This is a genomic window from Rhodococcus sp. LB1 (assembly GCF_001583455.1).
Classification (GTDB): domain Bacteria; phylum Actinomycetota; class Actinomycetes; order Mycobacteriales; family Mycobacteriaceae; genus Rhodococcus_F; species Rhodococcus_F opacus.
Genome location: NZ_LTCZ01000135.1, coordinates 21,094 through 38,905, shown reverse-complemented (window position 1 = coordinate 38,905; position 17,812 = coordinate 21,094). Strand labels below are relative to the sequence as shown.

Below are 17,812 nucleotides of genomic sequence, written 5' to 3'. Positions count from 1 at the left end.
TCGCATCAGATGGGTGGGGTGGTTGCTGTGGGCATCGCGGTGGCTGGCGATTTCGCGGATCATCCGGGTCCAGCCGAGAAATCGTGCTTCGAGAGGACCTGGTCGCCATATGCTGGTGACCAGGCGATGGCAATTCAGACAGTTGCCGGGCACTATGAGATGGTGACGATTCCTTGCTTGATCGCCCACAGTGCGGCCTGGATTCGGGAGGACAATCCCAACTTCGAGATGATGTGACTGACGTGTGTGCGCGCGGTGCGCTCGCTGATGAACAAGGCGTCGGCGATCTCCTGGTTCGAGTTCCCTTGGGCGACCAGCGCGAGTACTTCGCGTTCGCGCGCCGACAGTGCGGTGGCGGGGCTCGTGCGCATTGATCGGGCGAGCACCCGGGCGACCGCGGGATCGAGGTGGACCTGGTCTCGCTGTGCGGACCGGATTGCGGCCGAGATCTCTTCAGGATCGGAGTTCTTCAGGAGATAGCCTGTGGCGCCGGCCTGCAGCGCAGCGTGTACCCGCTCGGTCTCGGAGAAGCTCGACAGCGCCACGATCTTGAGGTCGGGGAGCTCCGTGTGCAGAGTCGAAATTGCGCCGACACCGTCGAGTTCGGGCATGACGAGGTCCATCAGGACGACGTCGGGCAGGGTCTGCGTCGTCCCGCGTGCGCGGAGTTCGTGGACGGCTTGCTTCCCGTTCTCTGCTTCACCGACGACCGTGACATCCTTTTGGGTCTGCAGGAATGCGCGTAGGCCGTGGCGTACCAGCGCATGATCGTCGACGATGAATACCGTGATCTCGGACAATGGATCTACCTCGGTTTCCTGACGTGGGACTTCAGCTGTGTTGCGTCAGACACGGGATCGATACTGACACGATGGTTCCGCGGCGTTCGCCGCAGCCCTCACCTGGCGTAACGGTAATACGGCCGTTGTGGGCCGTCACTCGTTCGGTCATCGAGAGCAGACCGTAGGTGCCTTGACTGTCTCGGCGATCGGGGATCCCGACTCCGTCGTCGACGACGGTGATGGTCAGTGTCGATGCGTCGTCATCGTCTCGGCGGATGCGTACGGACGCAGACTGGGCTCGGGAGTGTTTGACCACGTTGTGCATTGCTTCGCTGATCACCATGAAAAGGTCCTCCTCTACCGTCGCGTCGAGCTCGTAGAACTCGTTGTCACATTCCACGGAGATGGTGATGTCTTCGCGAGCCGCTACGGCGGCGAGATGTTTGCGGACCGCCGAAACGAATCCCTCCTCGTCGAGTGGGGCCGGTCGACGGTGCATGATCAACGCGCGCATCTCCGCCTGGGCACCGGTCACCAGTGTGTGGATCTGACTCAGTTGCTCCGGAAGGTTGACTTGCTCGCCTGATTTGACGCTCAACTCGAGAGCCTTGGTTCGCAGGGAGAGCGAGAAGAGTGCCTGGGTGACGGAGTCGTGCATGTCGCGGGCGAGCTTGCGGCGCTCCTCGCGTGCCGCCTGGAGTTCGAGTCGGGACAACATCCGGGCGTTGGCGACGGCGATCGCTGCTTGGTCGGCCATTGCCGCGATGAAGCGGATGTCGCGCTTGTCGGGCTCGCGATCTTCGGTGAGAAAGCCGCCGAGTGCCCCGATCACCTTCTCGCGCGCGATGAGCGGCGCTACGATGTACGTGTCCCAATCCATGGTCCGCAGGATTGCGTGCACCGGCTTCCACCGGGGGTCCGCGAGCGCCTCCTTGACGAAGCCGCGCGCGATGATAACCCGCGCCTCCTCGATCCCCCGGGTGGTTGCGAGAGGTGCCCCGAGCAGCCTGCACTGCTCGATCCGCTCACCGTAGTCTTCGGGAAGTCCCGAGGTGCCGGCGTGCCTCAACGACCCACTCTTCTCGTCGACCAGGATCACCGCGCACGTCGCCATCCCCACCGTCTCCCGAACCTCCTCAGCAAGCTTGTCGAGAACGACATCGAGCCTGTTCTCGTACGCAATCGTCGCTGCCGTTCGGGTGAAGGCCTCGAGTGCTCGCGTGTCGCGCACCGCCGAACTGGTCGGCCCGAAACGGACGATATTGCCGCACCCGTGTTCGAGGTCGACTGCGGCGAGCTCGAACTCGATCTCCGTAGCAGCTATCCACACCGAGCCCTCGAAGTTCCTCGCCGGTGCCGATCCGTCGCGGAGACGGGAGGCCTCGACATCGAAGGCTGACCTGCGACCAATGAGGTCTGACACCGCTGCGCCGAGGAGGTGGCATCCGGCCGGGTTCACGGCGAGAAACCGCCCCTGGGGATCAAGGATTGCCAGCCCGTCGTCACTGCGATCGATCAGCGCCCGCAGGGCAGCCGAGGTGATGGACTCGTCGAATGTCATGTCAGCACAGTTCTTCAGTGGGAGAGGGGATCTACGGGACCGACCGGGGACGTGTGGTCCAAGCCGAACGGGTAGCCCGGCCGGTGGGCGCGTGGGTCGACTCTAAGCCACCGAAGGCGCCAGCTGTGACAGCTGAAGTGGTGACGCCAGGATCCTCGAGCCGTACGCGTCCGAGGGGTTGCCCGTTCGGGTGCACCGCACGCCGTGCTCGGCTCTGATGGCGCTGACTACCAACCGGTCGGTTATGGCGGGATGCAGCGTGTCGGGAGCGCAGTGCCAACAGAGATGGCAAGGAAGCATGAGAGCTGCACTCCGGTAGCGGCGTCGGGCGACTCTCACAGCAGTGTGGTGAGCGTGACCCCGCCGAGCCCGTCACGAGTACTGCGAACTGGCCAGATGTGCAGCGCAAAAGTGGACAGATAGACGTCGTCGCCGCGTCGCGGATACGACAAATGTCCTGCCGATGCCGAGTCCCCAGACTCTCAGTGACTGCCATCACAGTGTGATTGTATAGAGCGCATCGGGCAGGAAGCGCCACCATACGAGGCCCTCGGGTCCGTTCCTCGCGTCCCTGCCCGGGTGGCCGTCTCGGCATCCGAAGCGGTACGGACCAGCGGCCATCTCAGGTCAACAAAAGGGGACATCCATGGCACAGCGTGATCGCGTTGCCGTCGTGACGGGCGGCGCGGGCGGCATCGGCCGAGCCGTATGCACGCGCCTCGCCGACGACGGATACGTCGTCGTTGCCGTCGACCGTGTACCCGCCGCGGAATTCGAGGCTGGTTTTACGGATGCGCAGCACGGTTCTTTCACCTACCACGCCGATCTTGCAAACCGAGCGGCACTGCGTGAGTTCGTCGACTGGATGCACAGCACCTACGACGGATGCGACGCCCTGATCAACTGCGCGGGTATCAATGTGTACCTCCCGAATGGTGAGCAACCACCGGTCGACGAGCTCGAGGACGACGACTGGGACCGCACGCTCGCGATCAACCTGACAGCGCCATTCCTGCTGACACGAGGATTTCTTCCACGTATGAAGGCGCGAGGGTGGGGCCGGATCGTCAACATTGCTTCCCGGGCAGCGCACATGTACTACCCAGGCGCCAACTCGGCATACGGCGCCAGCAAGGCGGGCCTGCTCGGATTGACCCGGTTCACTGCCGGCGAGGCGGCAAACAGCGGTGTCACCTCGAACACCGTCGCGCCCGGAAGGATCTCGACACCGCTCGCGAACAAGGCCACCCCCGAAGTGGTGCAGTCCGCTGTCAACTCGATTCCGCTCGGGCGTGTGGGGGAAGTGGGGGAGATTGCGGCGGCTGTGGGATTCCTGGCTTCCGAACAGAGCTCGTACATCAACGGCGCAGTGATCGATGTGAACGGGGGAGCGTACATGCCGTGATCAGGTGTGAATTCATCCACGCCACAGCGCTGCTCGCGAGGCTTGACCCACCACCAGTGCTTGCCGGGGCGGAGCACAGCCGAGTCACGCACTCACCGTGCATATACGGCGGAGGACGGGCCCCTCTGATGCAACGAATGCCAACAGCGTCAAGTCGTGTCTGACTCATCGACAACCACAATCGAGCAGGTCGCTCGAACTCCCCACATCAACCCGTCATCGCGGCGGGTCGACCCTGGCAACCATGGAGACCAGATGTACACAACCGACCAATCCGATGGACCCATTGTAGGGGCTCATGTCTATCGAAAAGTGGCGCGGAGAATCGTGCCCTTCCTCTTCGCCGCGTTCTGCTTCGCATACATCGACCGGATGAATGTCGGATTCGCCAAGGCGGCTCTCGCCGACGAGCTCGAGTTCAGCGCCACCGCATACGGTCTGGGTGCTGGCCTGTTTTTCATCGGCTACTTCCTCTTCGAGGTGCCGAGCAACCTCATGATGCACCGGATCGGCATCAGGAAGACCCTCTTCCGGATCATGGTCCTGTGGGGGTTGACGTCCTCGGCGATGATGTTCGTCAACTCGGAGGCCTCGTTCTACATTCTCCGGTTCCTACTTGGCACCTTCGAGGCCGGGTTCGTTCCGGCGATGCTCCTGTACCTCACCTACTGGTATCCAGGACATCGACTCGCGCGCATGATTGCGATGGTCTTCACCGCTTCCGCCGTGGCCGGAGTGATCGGGGCGCCGCTGTCCGGTTTCATCCTCTCTGTCACGGACGGCTGGATGGGCATGAGCGGATGGCGATGGATGTTCCTCCTCGAAGGAATTCCCACAGTCATCCTTGGGATGATGGTGTTCAAGGTTCTCGCTGACAAGCCCGCGACGGCGAAGTGGCTGACCCCGGCTGAGAAGGACTATCTGGAGGACGCGGTCGAAGTAGCCCAGCAGAGTGCGGGCCGGCACGGGTCTTTCCTCTCGGCTGTCGCGTCGGCGAAGGTGTGGACCCTGTGCTTCGTCTACTTCTGCCTGACCGCTGGCGTGTACCTCGTCAATTTCTGGCTCCCCACGCTCATCTCGGAGCAGAGCGATCTCCCCTCGTGGCAGCTCGGGCTCGTTGTCGCCATACCTTACCTTTGCGCCGCGGGCGCGATGGTCGCGATCGCCGGGCACTCCGACCGAACCGGAGAACGCCGTTGGCACATCACAGGCGCCGCGCTTGTCGCTGTGGTAGCACTCATAGCCGCAACTCAGGTCTCTGGCCTCATCGCCACGGTCACGCTGTTGTCTATCGCAACGGGCGCAATCTTTTCCGCTGCCCCGATCTTTTTCTCTATCCCGTCTAGTATGCTGACCGGCGCGGCCGCTGCAGGTGGTATCGCACTGGTGAACTCGGTCGGAAACCTCAGTGGCTTCGTCAGCCCCATCGTGACCGGTCGCATTAGCGACATGACAGGTTCGCTCGATGGCAGCCTGTGGGCGCTCGCCGCCCTCCTACTGGTCGGTTGCGCGGTTCTCTTGATCACCACCCGAGATTCGCAAGCTCCGACCTCCCCCGGCGGATCGGCCCCGACGCATCCTGAGGCAGCCCGAGTCGATCCGGACGCGGCACCTGTATGAGCAATCGAGGTTCGCGAGAACGCCTCTGTTGCTGAGCTTTCGAGAAAAAGGAGATTAAGACAGTGAGTGTGATTTTGAAAGATCACGGAAGCCGACATCTGGAAGCCATCTTCGGTATCGACGATGCCTTCCGGGATCAGCCCGCCGACGACTTCGCCGGGCGAATGGAAACCGCGTACCCGACCGAGCGCGAGTTCGAAGAGTTGCTGCGACGCAAACTCCGCCGGCGAGCTCTTCCGCGTGCTCAGGCAGTGTCGTTGGAGAATCTCTCGGAGTGCCTCCAGAACTTCCTCGAGGCCCACGTCGAGGGTGACTTCACGGTGTCGCGGCAGCGGTGGCTCTCCGGCGGAGCGTCGAAGATCCAGATGGCGTTCACCCTCGAATGGGAAGATGAGGGAACGCGCACGACCACAGAGATGGTCATCAGGATGGAACCGCAGGAATCGCTGAACGCGACCAGTCGCAAGCGGGAACTCGAACTGATCAATGCTTTCGCGGGAACTGTGCCGGTGCCGCGGGCGTTCTGGGTCGATGATGAGGGCCGCTGGTTCCCGGAACCTGCGCTCGTGTACGAGTTCTCAGCTGGTGTCACGGTTCCCAGCAACGTTGAGGGCCGAGCAACCGGAGTCGGCAGTAAGTTCACCCCCGAGCTCAGGGCATCCCTCGGGCGTCAGTTCGTCGAGCACCTTGCCGCGATTCACACCTTCGATGCGTCCTCCGCCGATCTGCCCTCATTTGATCACCCAGAGACAGGGACGACGCAAAGCGCGCTAGCGCAACTCAACCGCGCACGCCGGGTGTGGGAGGAAGACCGAGGCGAGGAGTTTCCGATCCTCGAGGTCGCGGCGAACTGGCTCGAGCGAAACGCACCAATCCTGGACCGCGTGAGCGTTATCCACGGGGACTACCGAACGGGAAACTTCCTGTTCGACGAGCCCACCGGCCGGATCAACGTCTGGCTGGACTGGGAGCGCGGACACCTCGGGGACCGTCATCGCGATCTTGCGTGGATCACGCTGCTCCAGTTCGGCAACTACGACGCCGACGGAACCTTTCTGGTGTCCGGTCTCATCCCTCTGGACGAGTTCTACCGGCAGTACACCGAAGTCTCCGGTTTGAACGTCGATCAGAAGAGGCTCCGCTATTACCGGGTGCTCAACAGCTACCAGCTGGTCGTCTCGACGCTGGGTTCGGCGTACCGAGTGGTCCGGCTCGGACGCTCGCACCAGGATGTACTACTCGCCTGGCTCGAAGGCGCCGCCTATCTGATTGCAGACGAGATGCGTACCGCACTCTTGGAGGAGAACTGATGGTGAACACCACGAAGAATGCCCTCACCGCTGCAGTGCGGGCGCTCGATGAAGTAGTCATTCCTGCAATCGATCCGGGGCACCCCCTCGCTCTCGAGCAGGCACGTATTGTCTCGAAGCTCATCGCTCAGCTCGAGAGCCGACTCGACTACTACTACGACCGTATCCGATTCCAGTTGCACCACAACGTGTCCCTGGGACGCGAACTCGTTTCCGACGCACCGACAGTGTCGTCCGAGATCGCGGACGCCCTCGCATCGGCGCTCGCCGAGGGCGAGCGGCTCCTGCGCGAGGCAGGAGCGAAGGTACCCGATCTCGAGACAGCCACCGAACGCCTGGCAGGGGTCATCTCGGCGCTGGTCCGCGCGACGATTACGGCGGACTCCGCGACGAGAGACCGGATCGAGCGGACCGTCCTGATCGCATCCGAGCCGATCCTCGACGCCCGCCGCGCCTGGGTCCTGCCGCAGGGCTGGGAGCCGGACCCGTCGAAGGTTCCGTCGATCGAAACGGCCTTCGCGATCTGACCGTCCACGCAAACAGAAGGAATGAACCGTGATCACCGCTGATGAACTGAAATACCAGAACCCTCCCGGCGCAGGATACGAATGGGCCGAAACCTACTTCTTCCCGGTGCCGGTGCCGGAGGAGCACCTCCTCGCGCACGTATATGTTGTGGTCCGCCCCGAGCTCGGCGTGATGACCAACGAGGTCTACGTGTACGGATCGCTCACCGACACCAGGTCCGAGTTGCTGCACTACAACGTACGGAACCACCTCCCGGCGCCCGTCGAATGGGCAAAGCTCGACTCACCGATGGGGCTGAAGATCACCGCTCACACGCCGCCGCGCGACTACCGCATCGACTACGTCGGAACCGACGGGACAGAAATCCATGTCGACTGGAACGGTGTCATGGAGCCATTCGACATTCACGATCCGGCCCACAGCCCGCGAGCCGGCCGTACCGAGGAAGAGCGCCTGGCCAACTCGAGTTCCGGGTCGGCCTACAAGGGTCACTTCGACATGACCGGGCGGATCACCGGCACGCTGACCATCCGAGGCCGAGAGTTCCGCGTCGACTGCATCGAGCGAATGGACCGAAGCTGGGGTCCGCGTCCCGAAGGCATCCAGGCCATGAACTCAATCAATGCCAACTTCGGTGACGACCTCGCCTTCCACTTTCGCGCGCCACGCGACCTGACAGCACCGGGAAGGGCGCGAACTGAGGTCGCCCACGGGTATGTCTTCGACAACGGTGAGGTGTATGGCGTCGTCGAGGGCCACTACACCGCGAACCGGTTCGGCGGGATGCTCGCAACGCTCGAAGCCGAGCTGACCGACACCCGTGGACGGCATTTCCACCTCCACGCCTCTCCCGATGTCGGTGCGCCCTGGTACGCGTACCCCGGCAGCATCTGCTGGAACTCGATGATGAAGTGGACGCTCGGCGAAGCGGTGGGCTACGGCGTCGTCATGGACAACACCTCCATCGATACCCTGGTGGCCGCGCACGGGCGGTGGCCCGCCGACGGCCCTCGGCTCTTCTGACCCCAAACGAGAGCGGAAGGACACCATTATCAACACCCAACGAATCATCACACTCGACGGCGCCAACAACATCCGCGACCTCGGAGACTGCAACGCACCAACTGGTCAGCACACTCGATCACAACAGCTATACCGCAGTGAGTTCTTCGACGTCGATGGTGCTACCACCGAGCCGAACCCACTCCGGCTACGGACGGTCGTCGACCTCAGACGCACTGAAGAGGTGGAGTTCGAGCGAGTGGAATGGGAAAGCAGCTACGGCGTCGTCTACCACAACATCCCGCTGAGCCTGCCGACCGGAAACTCGTGGACCGCCGACTACAACCAGTATCTGATCGCTGACCCCGACGCGGTCGTAAAGGTCATCGCCATCCTCACAGATCCTGCCAACTACCCGGCGTTGTTCCATTGTGCCGGAGGCAAAGACAGAACCGGTGTGGTGGCAGCCATCCTTCTTACCCTCGCCGGTGTAGACCGCAACGAGATCGTGCAGGACTATCTCCTGACGGAGATAGGACTGCCCGAGGTTATTGCGCGAGTGTCGAGCAAATCCTTCTACGAGAAAGCATTGCAAGCGATTCCGTACGAACGGCATATCCCAAACCAGGAAAAGATCGAGTCCTTCCTCGACTGGCTCGAGTCCAGATGGGGAGGCGCAGAGAACTGGCTGACCGTACACGGCCTGTCGCCAGAGGCGATCACCCGTTACCGAGACGCGATTCTGACGGACTGACGCGCAAAGAAAGCGATGAACTTCGCTTCGGCGCAGCGGGGGATGTGCGTCGATGAGATCAGACTTCGAGCTCCGTATCAGATGCGGGACAGATGAAGCCACCGGAAAGGACGCGACGGGCGTCCACCGAGCAGTTGGTTCGCCACCAAGCGGGCACTCATCTGCCGACAAACGAAGACAAATTTGCATGGAAAGGAGACGAGAATGACTGCAAGCACAGATAACAAGACCTCCCAGTCCGCACGGCGAGTCGGGCACTGGATTGGCGGCATCACGTCGGATTCGGCAACGGACTACCTCAGCCGAACCAGTCCCCGGACCGGCCACCTGGTCAGTGAGATCGCACTCGGCGGGCCGGAAGATGTGAACCGCGCAGTCACAGCGGCCTCGGCAGCCGCTGGCGCTTGGGAGTCGCGGCGTCCAATCGAGCGGGGCCGCCTACTGACGGCGGTTGCGCAGATCATTCGCAACAACGCAGACCATCTCATCGCGCTCGAATCCTCCGAGACAGGCCAGACAGATGTAGAAGTCCGATCCCAGATCGAGGGAGCTGCAGGATTCTTCGAATTCTACGGCGGACTGGTCAACGCGCACAACGGAGAAGTGATCGGCCTCGGAGCGGACTACCACTCCTACGCATCACGCAGTCCGTTCGGTGTGGTCGCCATCGTGACACCATGGAACGCGCCCTTGAACCAGGCAGCCAGAGCAGTAGCACCAGCCTTGGCCACCGGAAACGTCGTGGTGGTCAAGCCCTCGGAGTACACGTCTTCGAGCACAATCGAGCTCGCCAAACTCGCGTCTGAAGCAGGTCTGCCTGACGGTGTTCTCAACGTTGTTTGCGGCTCGGGACAGGACGTTGGTGAGGCGCTCGTGCGGCACCCTGCCGTCAGCAAGATCTCGTTCACCGGGTCACTACGCACTGGACGGGCGATCGGCAGGATTGCCGCGGACCGCGTTGTCCCCTGCACACTCGAACTCGGGGGAAAGTCCGCGAACATCGTCTTCGCCGACGCGGACCTCGACCTCGCGGCAAGCGGATCGATGGTTGGCTTCGTTGGTCTCGCCGGTCAGATGTGCATCGCCGGAAGTCGAATTCTGGTGCAAAGGAGTGTCTACGACGAGTTCCTCGACAAGCTGGTAGGGGTGGTGTCACAGGTCAGGCCCGGTATCGAGCTCAGCCCCATCGTCACACCCGCTCAGTTCACTCACGTCCAGGAGTACTTCCACACCGCTACTAAAGAGGGCGCTGTCGCCAGGGTCGGTGGCCGCCCGGCATCCGGCGAATCCGTAGCGGGAGGGCAGTTCGTCGAACCCACTGTCTACACCGACGTCAATCCCGACATGCGGATCATGCGCGAGGAGATCTTCGGCCCCGTTACCGCAGTCATGCCCTTCGACGACGAGGATCATGCCATTCGCCTCGCCAATGATACCGAGTTCGGTCTCTACGCAGGAATTTGGACGACCGACGTCTCACGCGCCCACAGGGTGCCGAGGCACCTGCAAGCAGGAACCGTGACCGTCAACGAGTACCTCATGGATCACGTCGAAACACCGTTCGGGGGTTTCAAGAAGTCAGGGATCGGGCGTGAAAAGGGGCTCGAGGCGCTGCACCACTACACCCAGGTCAAGACAGTCACGATCAAACTCTGAATCCAGCACACGACTCGACATCATGGATCGCTGCACACAGCAGCGACAAGAGAAAGGACACAGAAATGGGACTGCTCGAAGGCAAGGTTGCACTCATCACGGGCGCGGCGCGAGGACAGGGACGTTCGCACGCGACCCGCCTCGCCGAGGAAGGCGCCGACATTATCGCCATCGATATCTGCCGCGACATGGAGACGATGGTCTACCCGGGACCCACACCCGAGGATCTCCAACACACGGTCAAGCTCGTCGAGGCCGAAGGTAAGCGCATAGTAGCCATCCAGGCCGATGTGCGTGATGCCAACGCCATGAGCGAAGCAGTCAAGACCGGCGTCAGCAAACTTGGACGGATCGATATTGTCTGCGCAAACGCGGGCGTGTTGACCTCTTGCCCGGCGCCGGAGATCACCCCCGAGAAGTGGGCCGTCACAGTGGATGTATGCCTGACCGGTGCATGGAACACCATTTCACCCACGATTCCGTACCTGATAGACCAGGGCGACGGCGGAAGCATAGTCATCACGAGTTCGACCGCCGGCCTGAAGGGCCATCAGGGGCTGGCTCACTACACAGCAGCCAAGCATGGTGTCGTCGGGCTCGCTCGAAGCCTCGCCGGCGAGCTTGGGCAGCACAACATCCGAGTCAACACCGTGCACCCGACAGCGATGCTGACGGACATGGTCAACAACCCGCACCTCTTCCAGTCGTTCCTCCCCGACAAGGAGAAGGTGACGCTCGAAGATGTGCAGCCGTTCTTCGACGCAATGAGTATGCTGCCGAACGCCTTCATCGAGCCCGTCGACATCAGCAACGCCATCGTGTGGCTGACCTCGCCGATGGCACGCTACGTCACCGCGGCAGCCATTCCCGTTGACCTCGGCTGCACGCAAATCTAAGAGCGTGTCTCATGTGGATGAAGTGACATGTGGGACATAACGTGACGCGTGTTAGATGGGTTGTCACTGCGGTTGGTGCCGGATGCGTTGTGGGAGATCGTCGAACCGTTGATTCCGCGATGCGCCGCGCGGCCGCAGGGAGGTGGCAGGGCACCGGTGGATGATCGGGCGGTGTTCACCGCGATCGTGTGTGTACGTGCTGACCAGTGGATGTGCGTGGCGGCATCTGCCGCCCTCGTTCGGGGTCACCGTTCCTACCGCGCACCGAAGGTTTACCGTCTGGGCGGCGGCCGGGGTGTTCGAGAGACTGCACCGCGAGGTGCTCGACCGCCTCGGTAGCGCCGGTGAACTCGACTGGACGGCAGCGATCCTGGACGCTGCGAGCGTGCGGGCGAAAAATGGGGATCGCTGACCGGGCCGAGGGACGATCGTGATCCGGCGGGGGTTGCGTCCATGAAGATGAATGCTCCTATTGCTGTCAAGCCGTGTCGGCCAGGGATAGGGAGCTGGACTGCTGCTCGCGGTCGGTGAGGCACCGCGAGTAGGTGGCGGCGAGGTCGGGGTCGAGGCCCGATCTTGAGACGTCGTACGCGCTGGTAGGGAACCGCGAGTGTGCGGTTGCCACCGTGGTGATCGGGATGGCCAGTGTTCGGCGACGTTGTCGAAGTCGGCCAGTGCCGTTATTCACTGGCAACGGATTCTGGATGATCTTGAAAACCTCGCGCGCGGCGAAGCGTTTGAGGCAGCGGATGATCTCGCGCTCGGACTTGCCTTCCGCTGTGCGTTGCGCAATGTAGTCGATGGTGGCGTGTGTCACCGGCGGATATCCGCACGTGCACTGAACCTGGTTCCTGATCGACCGCGATCTCGGATTGGCGGCGGTGACGCCGGTGATCGTGTTCGAGTGGATCGACTGGCAGGGTGTGCGCCGTGATCCCCGACCCGGCGCAGCGCCGAGGCGCGGCCGGCAGCGTGCGGCGGCGTCGACGATTAACCGGCAGATCGCGGCGGTGCGGGCGTTGTTCGAGTACCTGGTGACAACCGGGGTGCGCGCCGACAATCCGGTGCCCTCGCCCCGGCGCGGACAGGGACTCCGGCCGTCGGCTCGGGGACTGCTCGGGCATCTCGGGCCCGGCCGGCCCCGGGCCGGGGCCGGCCGGTGCGTCAGCCGCGGTTGCTGCCCGAATCCCTCGACGCCGACGCGGCGGACGTGTTCGTCTCGTCGCTGCGCACCCATCGGGATCGGGCGATGGTGTGGGCGATGCTGCTCGGCGGTCTGCGCAGTGCCGAGGTGCGGTCGCTTCGGTTGGCGGACATGGATTTCGGTCGACGCCGGCTGCGGGTGCTCGGCAAGGGTTCGAAGGAGCGTGTGGTGCCGGTCGATGCGGTGTTCTTCACCGAACTATCGGCCTGTCTGCGCCTCGAGCGGCCACCCGGGTTGGTCACACCGGAGTGCTTCGTGGTGCTGCGCGGACCCACCGTGGCTATCGTCGAGTCGGGGACCCGAGTGCTTCGTGGTGCTGCGCGGACCCACCGTGGCTATCGTCGAGTCGGGGGTTGGTGGCGATGATGCGGAATTTCGATGCACGCGGCGAGCTCGGGTCCCGTAACTCATGTCGGTGACCTCGTTCGACAAGGGCCGTGGTGATGTAGCTGTGGCCGGTGGCCCCTGTCGATGCAGCGCGGCGACATGATCTTCTGGCGCCCGAACGCCAGCCAGCACGGTCGGCGGTCCACCGGTTCACGACCTCGTCGGCTCGGATTGTTAGTGGACAAACCTAGGTTGCGGCAGGCCACTACCGGTGTACACCGATCATTCGATGCCGGGAATTGATGGCCGCAGAAAGACTTCGGCCGTCTCCGGCGGCCGCGACTTATGCGCTGTACATCTGGCTTACCTTCTACTGTCGATCATCATTTCTTTGATCTGATCGTCGCAACGTCGCAACGTCGCAACGTCGCAACGTCGCAACGTCGCAACGTCGCAAACTGTGAGCCGCCGCCCACCCAGTCGCGTGCAGTCCGCCGATCCACATGGGTATCCTTCTCGACGAATCTGAACCCCGGCTTCCCGGCAGTCAGAAACAAAAGCAGCGGTGCTCGACAAGCCGTCCGCAGGAGGCGTGCTGATCGTGAGCGCTGCGCCGTACTCTGCCGCTGAGCGCACCGCTAGTCAATGCTAACGCCGCTTCGGCCTCCCACCGTGAGCCGCAGCGTGACCGCCATCCGCGCCGTATCTCAAACCGTACGGACAACGCTGCCAGCAATTGGACAGCGATTGCTGGCGGCTACTTCGGGCTGAGCTCCCGGGGCCTTCGCCCACAAGGGGCGTGGCAACTAGTTTCCTGACCTCGGCCTGCCTGGTCTTCCCATCGCGGAGATCCGCGCGGATGCCAGCGCTGTGATCACCAAACCAGTTGGGTCCGGGGGAACTGTGAACACCGACACGGTGACTGCGCAGCTGCTCTATGAGATTCACTGCGGGCGGGGCCGCTCCCCAACTCGGCGAGGACACGGAGGCCGTTCTCGCGGAAGTGCTCGCACTCAGGGCGGCGGATCTCGCCGAGCTTCGACAGCGTGCCGTAATCGAGTAGTCATGAACGATTCGGCCAACAACTCGCACAACACACAGGTCGTGCACGCGACCTTTTCTCCGATCAGCGCATGCACTCCGCATGGCTGTGTGCGTATACCGTTCGCGATCTCAAGGGCGTAAACGTCCGCGAACTCGCGGAGGGCCCGTTGCCCAGACAAGGAATCATTGCAATGACGCAGACCAACGCATCTCACGCTACTGACGACGTACAGTACGACCCTCCCGAACGAGAGGAGTGGCGTCGCGGCTGGACGGTTGTGCTCGCTGCCGCACTCGCCTATGGCGCAGGTCCGGTTCTCCTCCTCACTACGGCGAGCGTATTCATCAACCCCACCATCGAGGCCACAGGTTGGAGTAGAAATCAGGTACTCATCTCGCCTCTACTCACCGCGATCTTCGCGGCGTTCAGCCCGGTGGCCGGGCGACTTGCGGACCGGTACGGCGCTCGGCGCGTCGTAGCATCCGGATTAGCAGCTTACACAGTCGTATTGGTCGTCTTCGCGTTCACCCCGCTCAATCTCGCGACCTTTTACGCGCTAGCGGTTCTCATGGGAATCTTTGGTGCGGTCGGTTACATCGTCCCCATCAACCGAGCGGTGGCAAGCTGGTTCGAAAAGGGCGCGGGTAAGGCCTTCGGCCTGGTCGGGGCGGGGGGCGCGGCGATGCCTCTCATCGCAGTACCGCTGGTCGCCTTTGTGATCTATACCTTCAGCTGGAAGGCCGGATATCTGCTTCTCGCAGGATGTATCCTCGTCATCGCTCTGCCAGCGGTCCTCATCGGCCTCAAGACGCGGCCAGAAGACCACGTCGAAGGTGCCAGGGTATCGGAGCATGCGAGCACCGCAGAGGACATCGCGCCACGTAAGATACTCATGTCATACCGCTTCTGGATTTTTGCTCTCGCTTCGGTGCTCGCATATGGAACCACACAAGGATTCCTCGCACACATGCAGCCGATCATGCTCGACGGCGGCTTCAGCGTAGTGTTGGCGACAACCGCCACGACGTTGATCACTGTCGGTGTACTCATCGGACGCCTGGGGGCCGGCGTGCTGCTCGACATCGTGTCGCGCTACCCGGTGGCTATCGGTATCTTCCTCATCTCAGCCGTCGGCGCAATCGGCTTGGCCAACTTCGCGCTGCTACTACCTGTCGTGATCATCATTGCAGCCATGGCGGTCTCGGTGAGCCAAGGCGCCGAGGGAGATATCATTGCCTACTTCATGTTGCGGGACCACGGTCGAAAGCACTTCGGTACTCTTTTCTCCGCCGTGTACGCAGTCAATGCGGTCGGTGGACTCAGTGGTCCGTACGTCTTTGGAACACTTCGAGACTCTACGGGTAGCTACACTGTTGCCAGCTATGTCGGTTCTGCGCTCTTTGCGGTGGCTGCGCTGTTGATGGCCCTCTACTGGGCAACTGCACGACGCGCAACTCCATCGGCCGCACTGGAGAATCGAGCGTAGTGGCAACCTACCTGGGCGACAGATATCGAGATCGCGGACGCGTTGTGGGGGAACAAGTTGAACGCGCTACTGCAGGAGTGATCCCGAATGATGGTGTGCTTGTGGACTGGTGGGGATTCTCGGAATAGCGGTTCGGCGTTCCACGTCGGCAACCTATGAGTGGGCAGATCGGCAGAGTCAGCTGTCGATCTGCCCACCGCCATGACTATCGCTGCCTCCAGCGGTATCGGTCGGGCACTGGCAAGTCGGGTCCGTCGATCCACGGGAACGTTGATTGACGGGGACCGCCAGGTCCTCAGAAGCCGCCTAAACCTGTGCCCATCACACGGGGTCAACTCCAGTCGGGGAGGACGTTGCCGTGACGCCCCCCGTGCTACGTGCGAGCCCGAGGCCGACGAGTCGGCATAGTCAAAATCAAAGGAGCGAAGTGCTGTGATCCTGGATGTTACCGATAGCTCTCTGGATGTTCGCGAGACGGACGACTTTCGCCGCCTACACGTTGAGGTACCAGAACTGCCCGCTACCGGCGTCGTGCTGGCAGTTCTTCGCGATTCGAACCTGGTCGCCGCCATCGATGGCACCGAGATACTCCTCCACGCCCATGTGCTCCGTCAGGCGGCAGGATCTGCACACGGAAGCGATTGGCACTCAAGTTTCGATGCGATGCTCCGGTACGCGGCGACCAAGGGCTGGTATGACGAGACGTGTGGAACGATCCGAGTCCACTGCCAGGCACGTCGACCTGGTGATACGGCAAACCGGCCTTGATTTTCCACTCGAAACAGCACGCTCGGGACTCCTCGTGGACGTCGCAGTGGGGATAGGCGCAGCTTCCGGCTTGAGCCTGGCCGCCACCGCCGAACACTTGAACGCACCCTGCGCCGAAGTGGTTGGGGTCGACCTCCCCGGCTCTGCCACACACGCCATCACAAGGCCGTCGCTGCGACGCTCGAAAGTCCACCCTGCCAGGCCTTCGACTGGAGGATCCCCGCCAAGGTCCTTAACCATCATCGACGCTCGATCCACCAAATGGTGTTGCGGCGACCTCGTCGACTTGAGACGAGAGGCGATCCATCGACGCCACTCGGTTCGGCGACACTACCTCCCGGATCATTCGGGAGGCGGGGGCAAGAAGTTGTATCGAACCGTTGTCCCGCGGCACGGGACCATGAAGAACATCGCGGAGTCGACGGCCGTCCGTGATGCCGGCTACATGTACGAACTGGGTAAGGCGCGGATTGGCCTGCAGGATGCCGAATGGAGTGCTTGGGGTGCAACCGAGGTCGTGCTCGAAGGAGCTGGTGGTTGGAACCCGCACCTGCGTTCCGTGCGGGAAGCGATAGCGATCGGCACAGTTGCAGCCACGGACGCGACCCGAGCGACCGAGAGAGCGCCGAGACTTGTCGGTGCAAGGGCGATCCGCCGAGACATGCCCCTCGATCGGGCGTTCAGAAGCGCCACCCCGGTTCCACCGCCAGGGCGACTCCGGCCAGGCCTACGGCATGATCAATCGCGGGGCCCTCGGCTTCGTCGGCTGACCCGAGCAAACACGGAATCCGGTGTCGCTGAGCGGTCGGCGGCACCACATCGTGAATCAGTCGGCGAGGGCGACGGCACCACGGACGAGAAGATCGAGGACTTCGTCCTTCGACAACGTGCCGTGCTCGAGCCATTCGGTCGTGGCGCCGCTGATCATTCCTTGGAAAGCGCGCACCCGGGCGCGAGAGACTTCCGAATCGGGCATCTGCGTGACCGCAAGAATGCGATCCTCCCAGGAGGCGAGGCTACCTCTGAGGAGAGCTGCGATTTCCTCATCAGCGGTTCGATGCGCTCGCATCAGTGCGGTGAATGTCGCGCGGTTCTCCTCGACGAGGTTCAGCCATCGAGTGAACAGCGCCCGGGTGGCATCGGCGACAGGGACGTCGTGTTGTGCCACTCCTCGCGGGAGGTGCGACGGCAGGGCGGAGAAGCGGCGCACGACCTCGAGGTAGAGGTTGCGCTTGTTGCCGAAGTGGTAGTTGAGATTCGTGCGGGTGGTGCCTGCTGCGCGCGCCAACTCCTCGGTCGAGACGGAGTCGTACGCGTGGTCAGCGAAGATGCGCTGCGCAGCCTCGATCATCCGCTCTCGACGATCGTCGGCATCGAGCCGGACCCGTCGTTCGGGAGCATGATTGACCGTCATAGGGATACCGTAGCCGTCTGCTCCTCGGATTGGGGCGTTGGCGGCCGAGACAGG

15 protein-coding genes and 2 pseudogenes are annotated in these 17,812 nt (G+C 62.6%); 13 read left to right on the top strand and 4 right to left on the bottom strand.

What is annotated here, in order from left to right; translation table 11 throughout:
• Positions 1 to 152 precede the first annotated feature (152 nt).
• Positions 153 to 800: a response regulator gene (locus tag AZG88_RS19895; RefSeq protein ID WP_061698672.1), complete on the bottom strand. Its 648-nt coding sequence runs from the start codon at positions 798 to 800 to the stop codon at positions 153 to 155.
• Positions 801 to 831: 31 nt separating this feature from the next.
• Positions 832 to 2,343, bottom strand: coding sequence for a GAF domain-containing protein (locus AZG88_RS19890; RefSeq protein WP_061698671.1), 1,512 nt, complete (start codon positions 2,341 to 2,343; stop codon positions 832 to 834).
• A 646-nt stretch (positions 2,344 to 2,989) separates the two neighbouring features.
• Here AZG88_RS19890 and AZG88_RS19885 point away from each other — a divergent pair.
• The 9 genes and pseudogenes from AZG88_RS19885 to AZG88_RS19845 all read left to right on the top strand — a co-directional run.
• A complete protein-coding gene (locus AZG88_RS19885) occupies positions 2,990 to 3,748 on the top strand; it encodes an SDR family NAD(P)-dependent oxidoreductase (protein WP_061698670.1) in 759 nt (252 codons plus the stop codon).
• A 255-nt stretch (positions 3,749 to 4,003) separates the two neighbouring features.
• Positions 4,004 to 5,368: an MFS transporter gene (locus AZG88_RS19880; RefSeq protein WP_063886846.1), complete on the top strand. Its 1,365-nt coding sequence runs from the start codon at positions 4,004 to 4,006 to the stop codon at positions 5,366 to 5,368.
• A gap of 62 nt (positions 5,369 to 5,430) precedes the next feature.
• The gene (locus AZG88_RS19875) at positions 5,431 to 6,678 is read left to right on the top strand and encodes a phosphotransferase family protein (protein WP_197487876.1); all 1,248 of its coding nucleotides are present in this window, start codon (positions 5,431 to 5,433) and stop codon (positions 6,676 to 6,678) included.
• Positions 6,678 to 7,205: a hypothetical protein gene (locus AZG88_RS19870; RefSeq protein WP_061698668.1), complete on the top strand. Its 528-nt coding sequence runs from the start codon at positions 6,678 to 6,680 to the stop codon at positions 7,203 to 7,205. Before AZG88_RS19875 ends, AZG88_RS19870 begins: the two co-directional genes overlap by 1 nt.
• A 28-nt stretch (positions 7,206 to 7,233) precedes the next feature.
• The gene (locus tag AZG88_RS19865) at positions 7,234 to 8,229 is read left to right on the top strand and encodes a DUF7064 domain-containing protein (RefSeq protein ID WP_061698667.1); all 996 of its coding nucleotides are present in this window, start codon (positions 7,234 to 7,236) and stop codon (positions 8,227 to 8,229) included.
• On the top strand, positions 8,174 to 8,962 hold the full coding sequence (locus tag AZG88_RS50170) for a tyrosine-protein phosphatase (RefSeq protein WP_082833397.1): 789 nt from the start codon (positions 8,174 to 8,176) through the stop codon (positions 8,960 to 8,962). The genes AZG88_RS19865 and AZG88_RS50170 overlap by 56 nt, the downstream gene beginning before the upstream one ends.
• A gap of 204 nt (positions 8,963 to 9,166) precedes the next feature.
• Positions 9,167 to 10,618, top strand: a complete 1,452-nt coding sequence (locus AZG88_RS19855; RefSeq protein ID WP_061698665.1) for an aldehyde dehydrogenase family protein — start codon at positions 9,167 to 9,169, stop codon at positions 10,616 to 10,618.
• 65 nt (positions 10,619 to 10,683) lie between these two features.
• Positions 10,684 to 11,514 carry a mycofactocin-coupled SDR family oxidoreductase gene (locus AZG88_RS19850; RefSeq protein WP_061698664.1) on the top strand — a complete coding sequence of 277 codons (831 nt, stop codon included), beginning with the start codon at positions 10,684 to 10,686 and terminating at the stop codon, positions 11,512 to 11,514.
• Positions 11,515 to 11,562: 48 nt separating this feature from the next.
• Positions 11,563 to 11,934: pseudogene (locus AZG88_RS19845) on the top strand (transposase); the annotation flags it as partial.
• Positions 11,935 to 11,992: 58 nt separating this feature from the next.
• On the opposite strand, the gene AZG88_RS52695 reads toward AZG88_RS19845, so the two are convergent.
• Positions 11,993 to 12,331, bottom strand: a complete 339-nt coding sequence (locus AZG88_RS52695; RefSeq protein WP_061698663.1) for a hypothetical protein — start codon at positions 12,329 to 12,331, stop codon at positions 11,993 to 11,995.
• Positions 12,332 to 12,673: 342 nt separating this feature from the next.
• On the opposite strand from AZG88_RS52695, the gene AZG88_RS53845 reads away from it, so the two are divergent.
• From AZG88_RS53845 to AZG88_RS19830, 4 genes and pseudogenes are all read left to right on the top strand, one after another.
• Positions 12,674 to 13,084 carry a tyrosine-type recombinase/integrase gene (locus tag AZG88_RS53845; RefSeq protein ID WP_231914100.1) on the top strand — a complete coding sequence of 137 codons (411 nt, stop codon included), beginning with the start codon at positions 12,674 to 12,676 and terminating at the stop codon, positions 13,082 to 13,084.
• A gap of 774 nt (positions 13,085 to 13,858) precedes the next feature.
• Positions 13,859 to 14,014, top strand: a pseudogene (locus AZG88_RS53840) (acyclic terpene utilization AtuA family protein); the annotation flags it as partial.
• On the top strand, positions 13,983 to 14,108 hold the full coding sequence (locus tag AZG88_RS55045; RefSeq protein ID WP_269455046.1) for a hypothetical protein: 126 nt from the start codon (positions 13,983 to 13,985) through the stop codon (positions 14,106 to 14,108). The pseudogene AZG88_RS53840 and the gene AZG88_RS55045, both read left to right, overlap by 32 nt.
• A 172-nt stretch (positions 14,109 to 14,280) precedes the next feature.
• Complete coding sequence (locus AZG88_RS19830; RefSeq protein ID WP_061698662.1) at positions 14,281 to 15,576, top strand: MFS transporter; 1,296 nt, start codon at positions 14,281 to 14,283, stop codon at positions 15,574 to 15,576.
• A 1,594-nt stretch (positions 15,577 to 17,170) separates the two neighbouring features.
• Here the strand turns inward: AZG88_RS19830 and AZG88_RS19825 are convergent.
• On the bottom strand, positions 17,171 to 17,758 hold the full coding sequence (locus tag AZG88_RS19825; protein WP_061698661.1) for a TetR/AcrR family transcriptional regulator: 588 nt from the start codon (positions 17,756 to 17,758) through the stop codon (positions 17,171 to 17,173).
• Positions 17,759 to 17,812: the final 54 nt, after the last annotated feature.

Coding starts and splice junctions, on each gene's coding strand:
- AZG88_RS19825 (WP_061698661.1), bottom strand. CDS start 17,758: ATGACGGTCAATCATGCTCCCGAACGACGGGTCCGGCTCGATGCCGAC.
- AZG88_RS19870 (WP_061698668.1), top strand. CDS start 6,678: ATGGTGAACACCACGAAGAATGCCCTCACCGCTGCAGTGCGGGCGCTC.
- AZG88_RS19885 (WP_061698670.1), top strand. CDS start 2,990: ATGGCACAGCGTGATCGCGTTGCCGTCGTGACGGGCGGCGCGGGCGGC.
- AZG88_RS19880 (WP_063886846.1), top strand. CDS start 4,004: ATGTACACAACCGACCAATCCGATGGACCCATTGTAGGGGCTCATGTC.
- AZG88_RS19890 (WP_061698671.1), bottom strand. CDS start 2,343: ATGACATTCGACGAGTCCATCACCTCGGCTGCCCTGCGGGCGCTGATC.
- AZG88_RS19850 (WP_061698664.1), top strand. CDS start 10,684: ATGGGACTGCTCGAAGGCAAGGTTGCACTCATCACGGGCGCGGCGCGA.
- AZG88_RS55045 (WP_269455046.1), top strand. CDS start 13,983: ATGAGATTCACTGCGGGCGGGGCCGCTCCCCAACTCGGCGAGGACACG.
- AZG88_RS19855 (WP_061698665.1), top strand. CDS start 9,167: ATGACTGCAAGCACAGATAACAAGACCTCCCAGTCCGCACGGCGAGTC.
- AZG88_RS19830 (WP_061698662.1), top strand. CDS start 14,281: ATGACGCAGACCAACGCATCTCACGCTACTGACGACGTACAGTACGAC.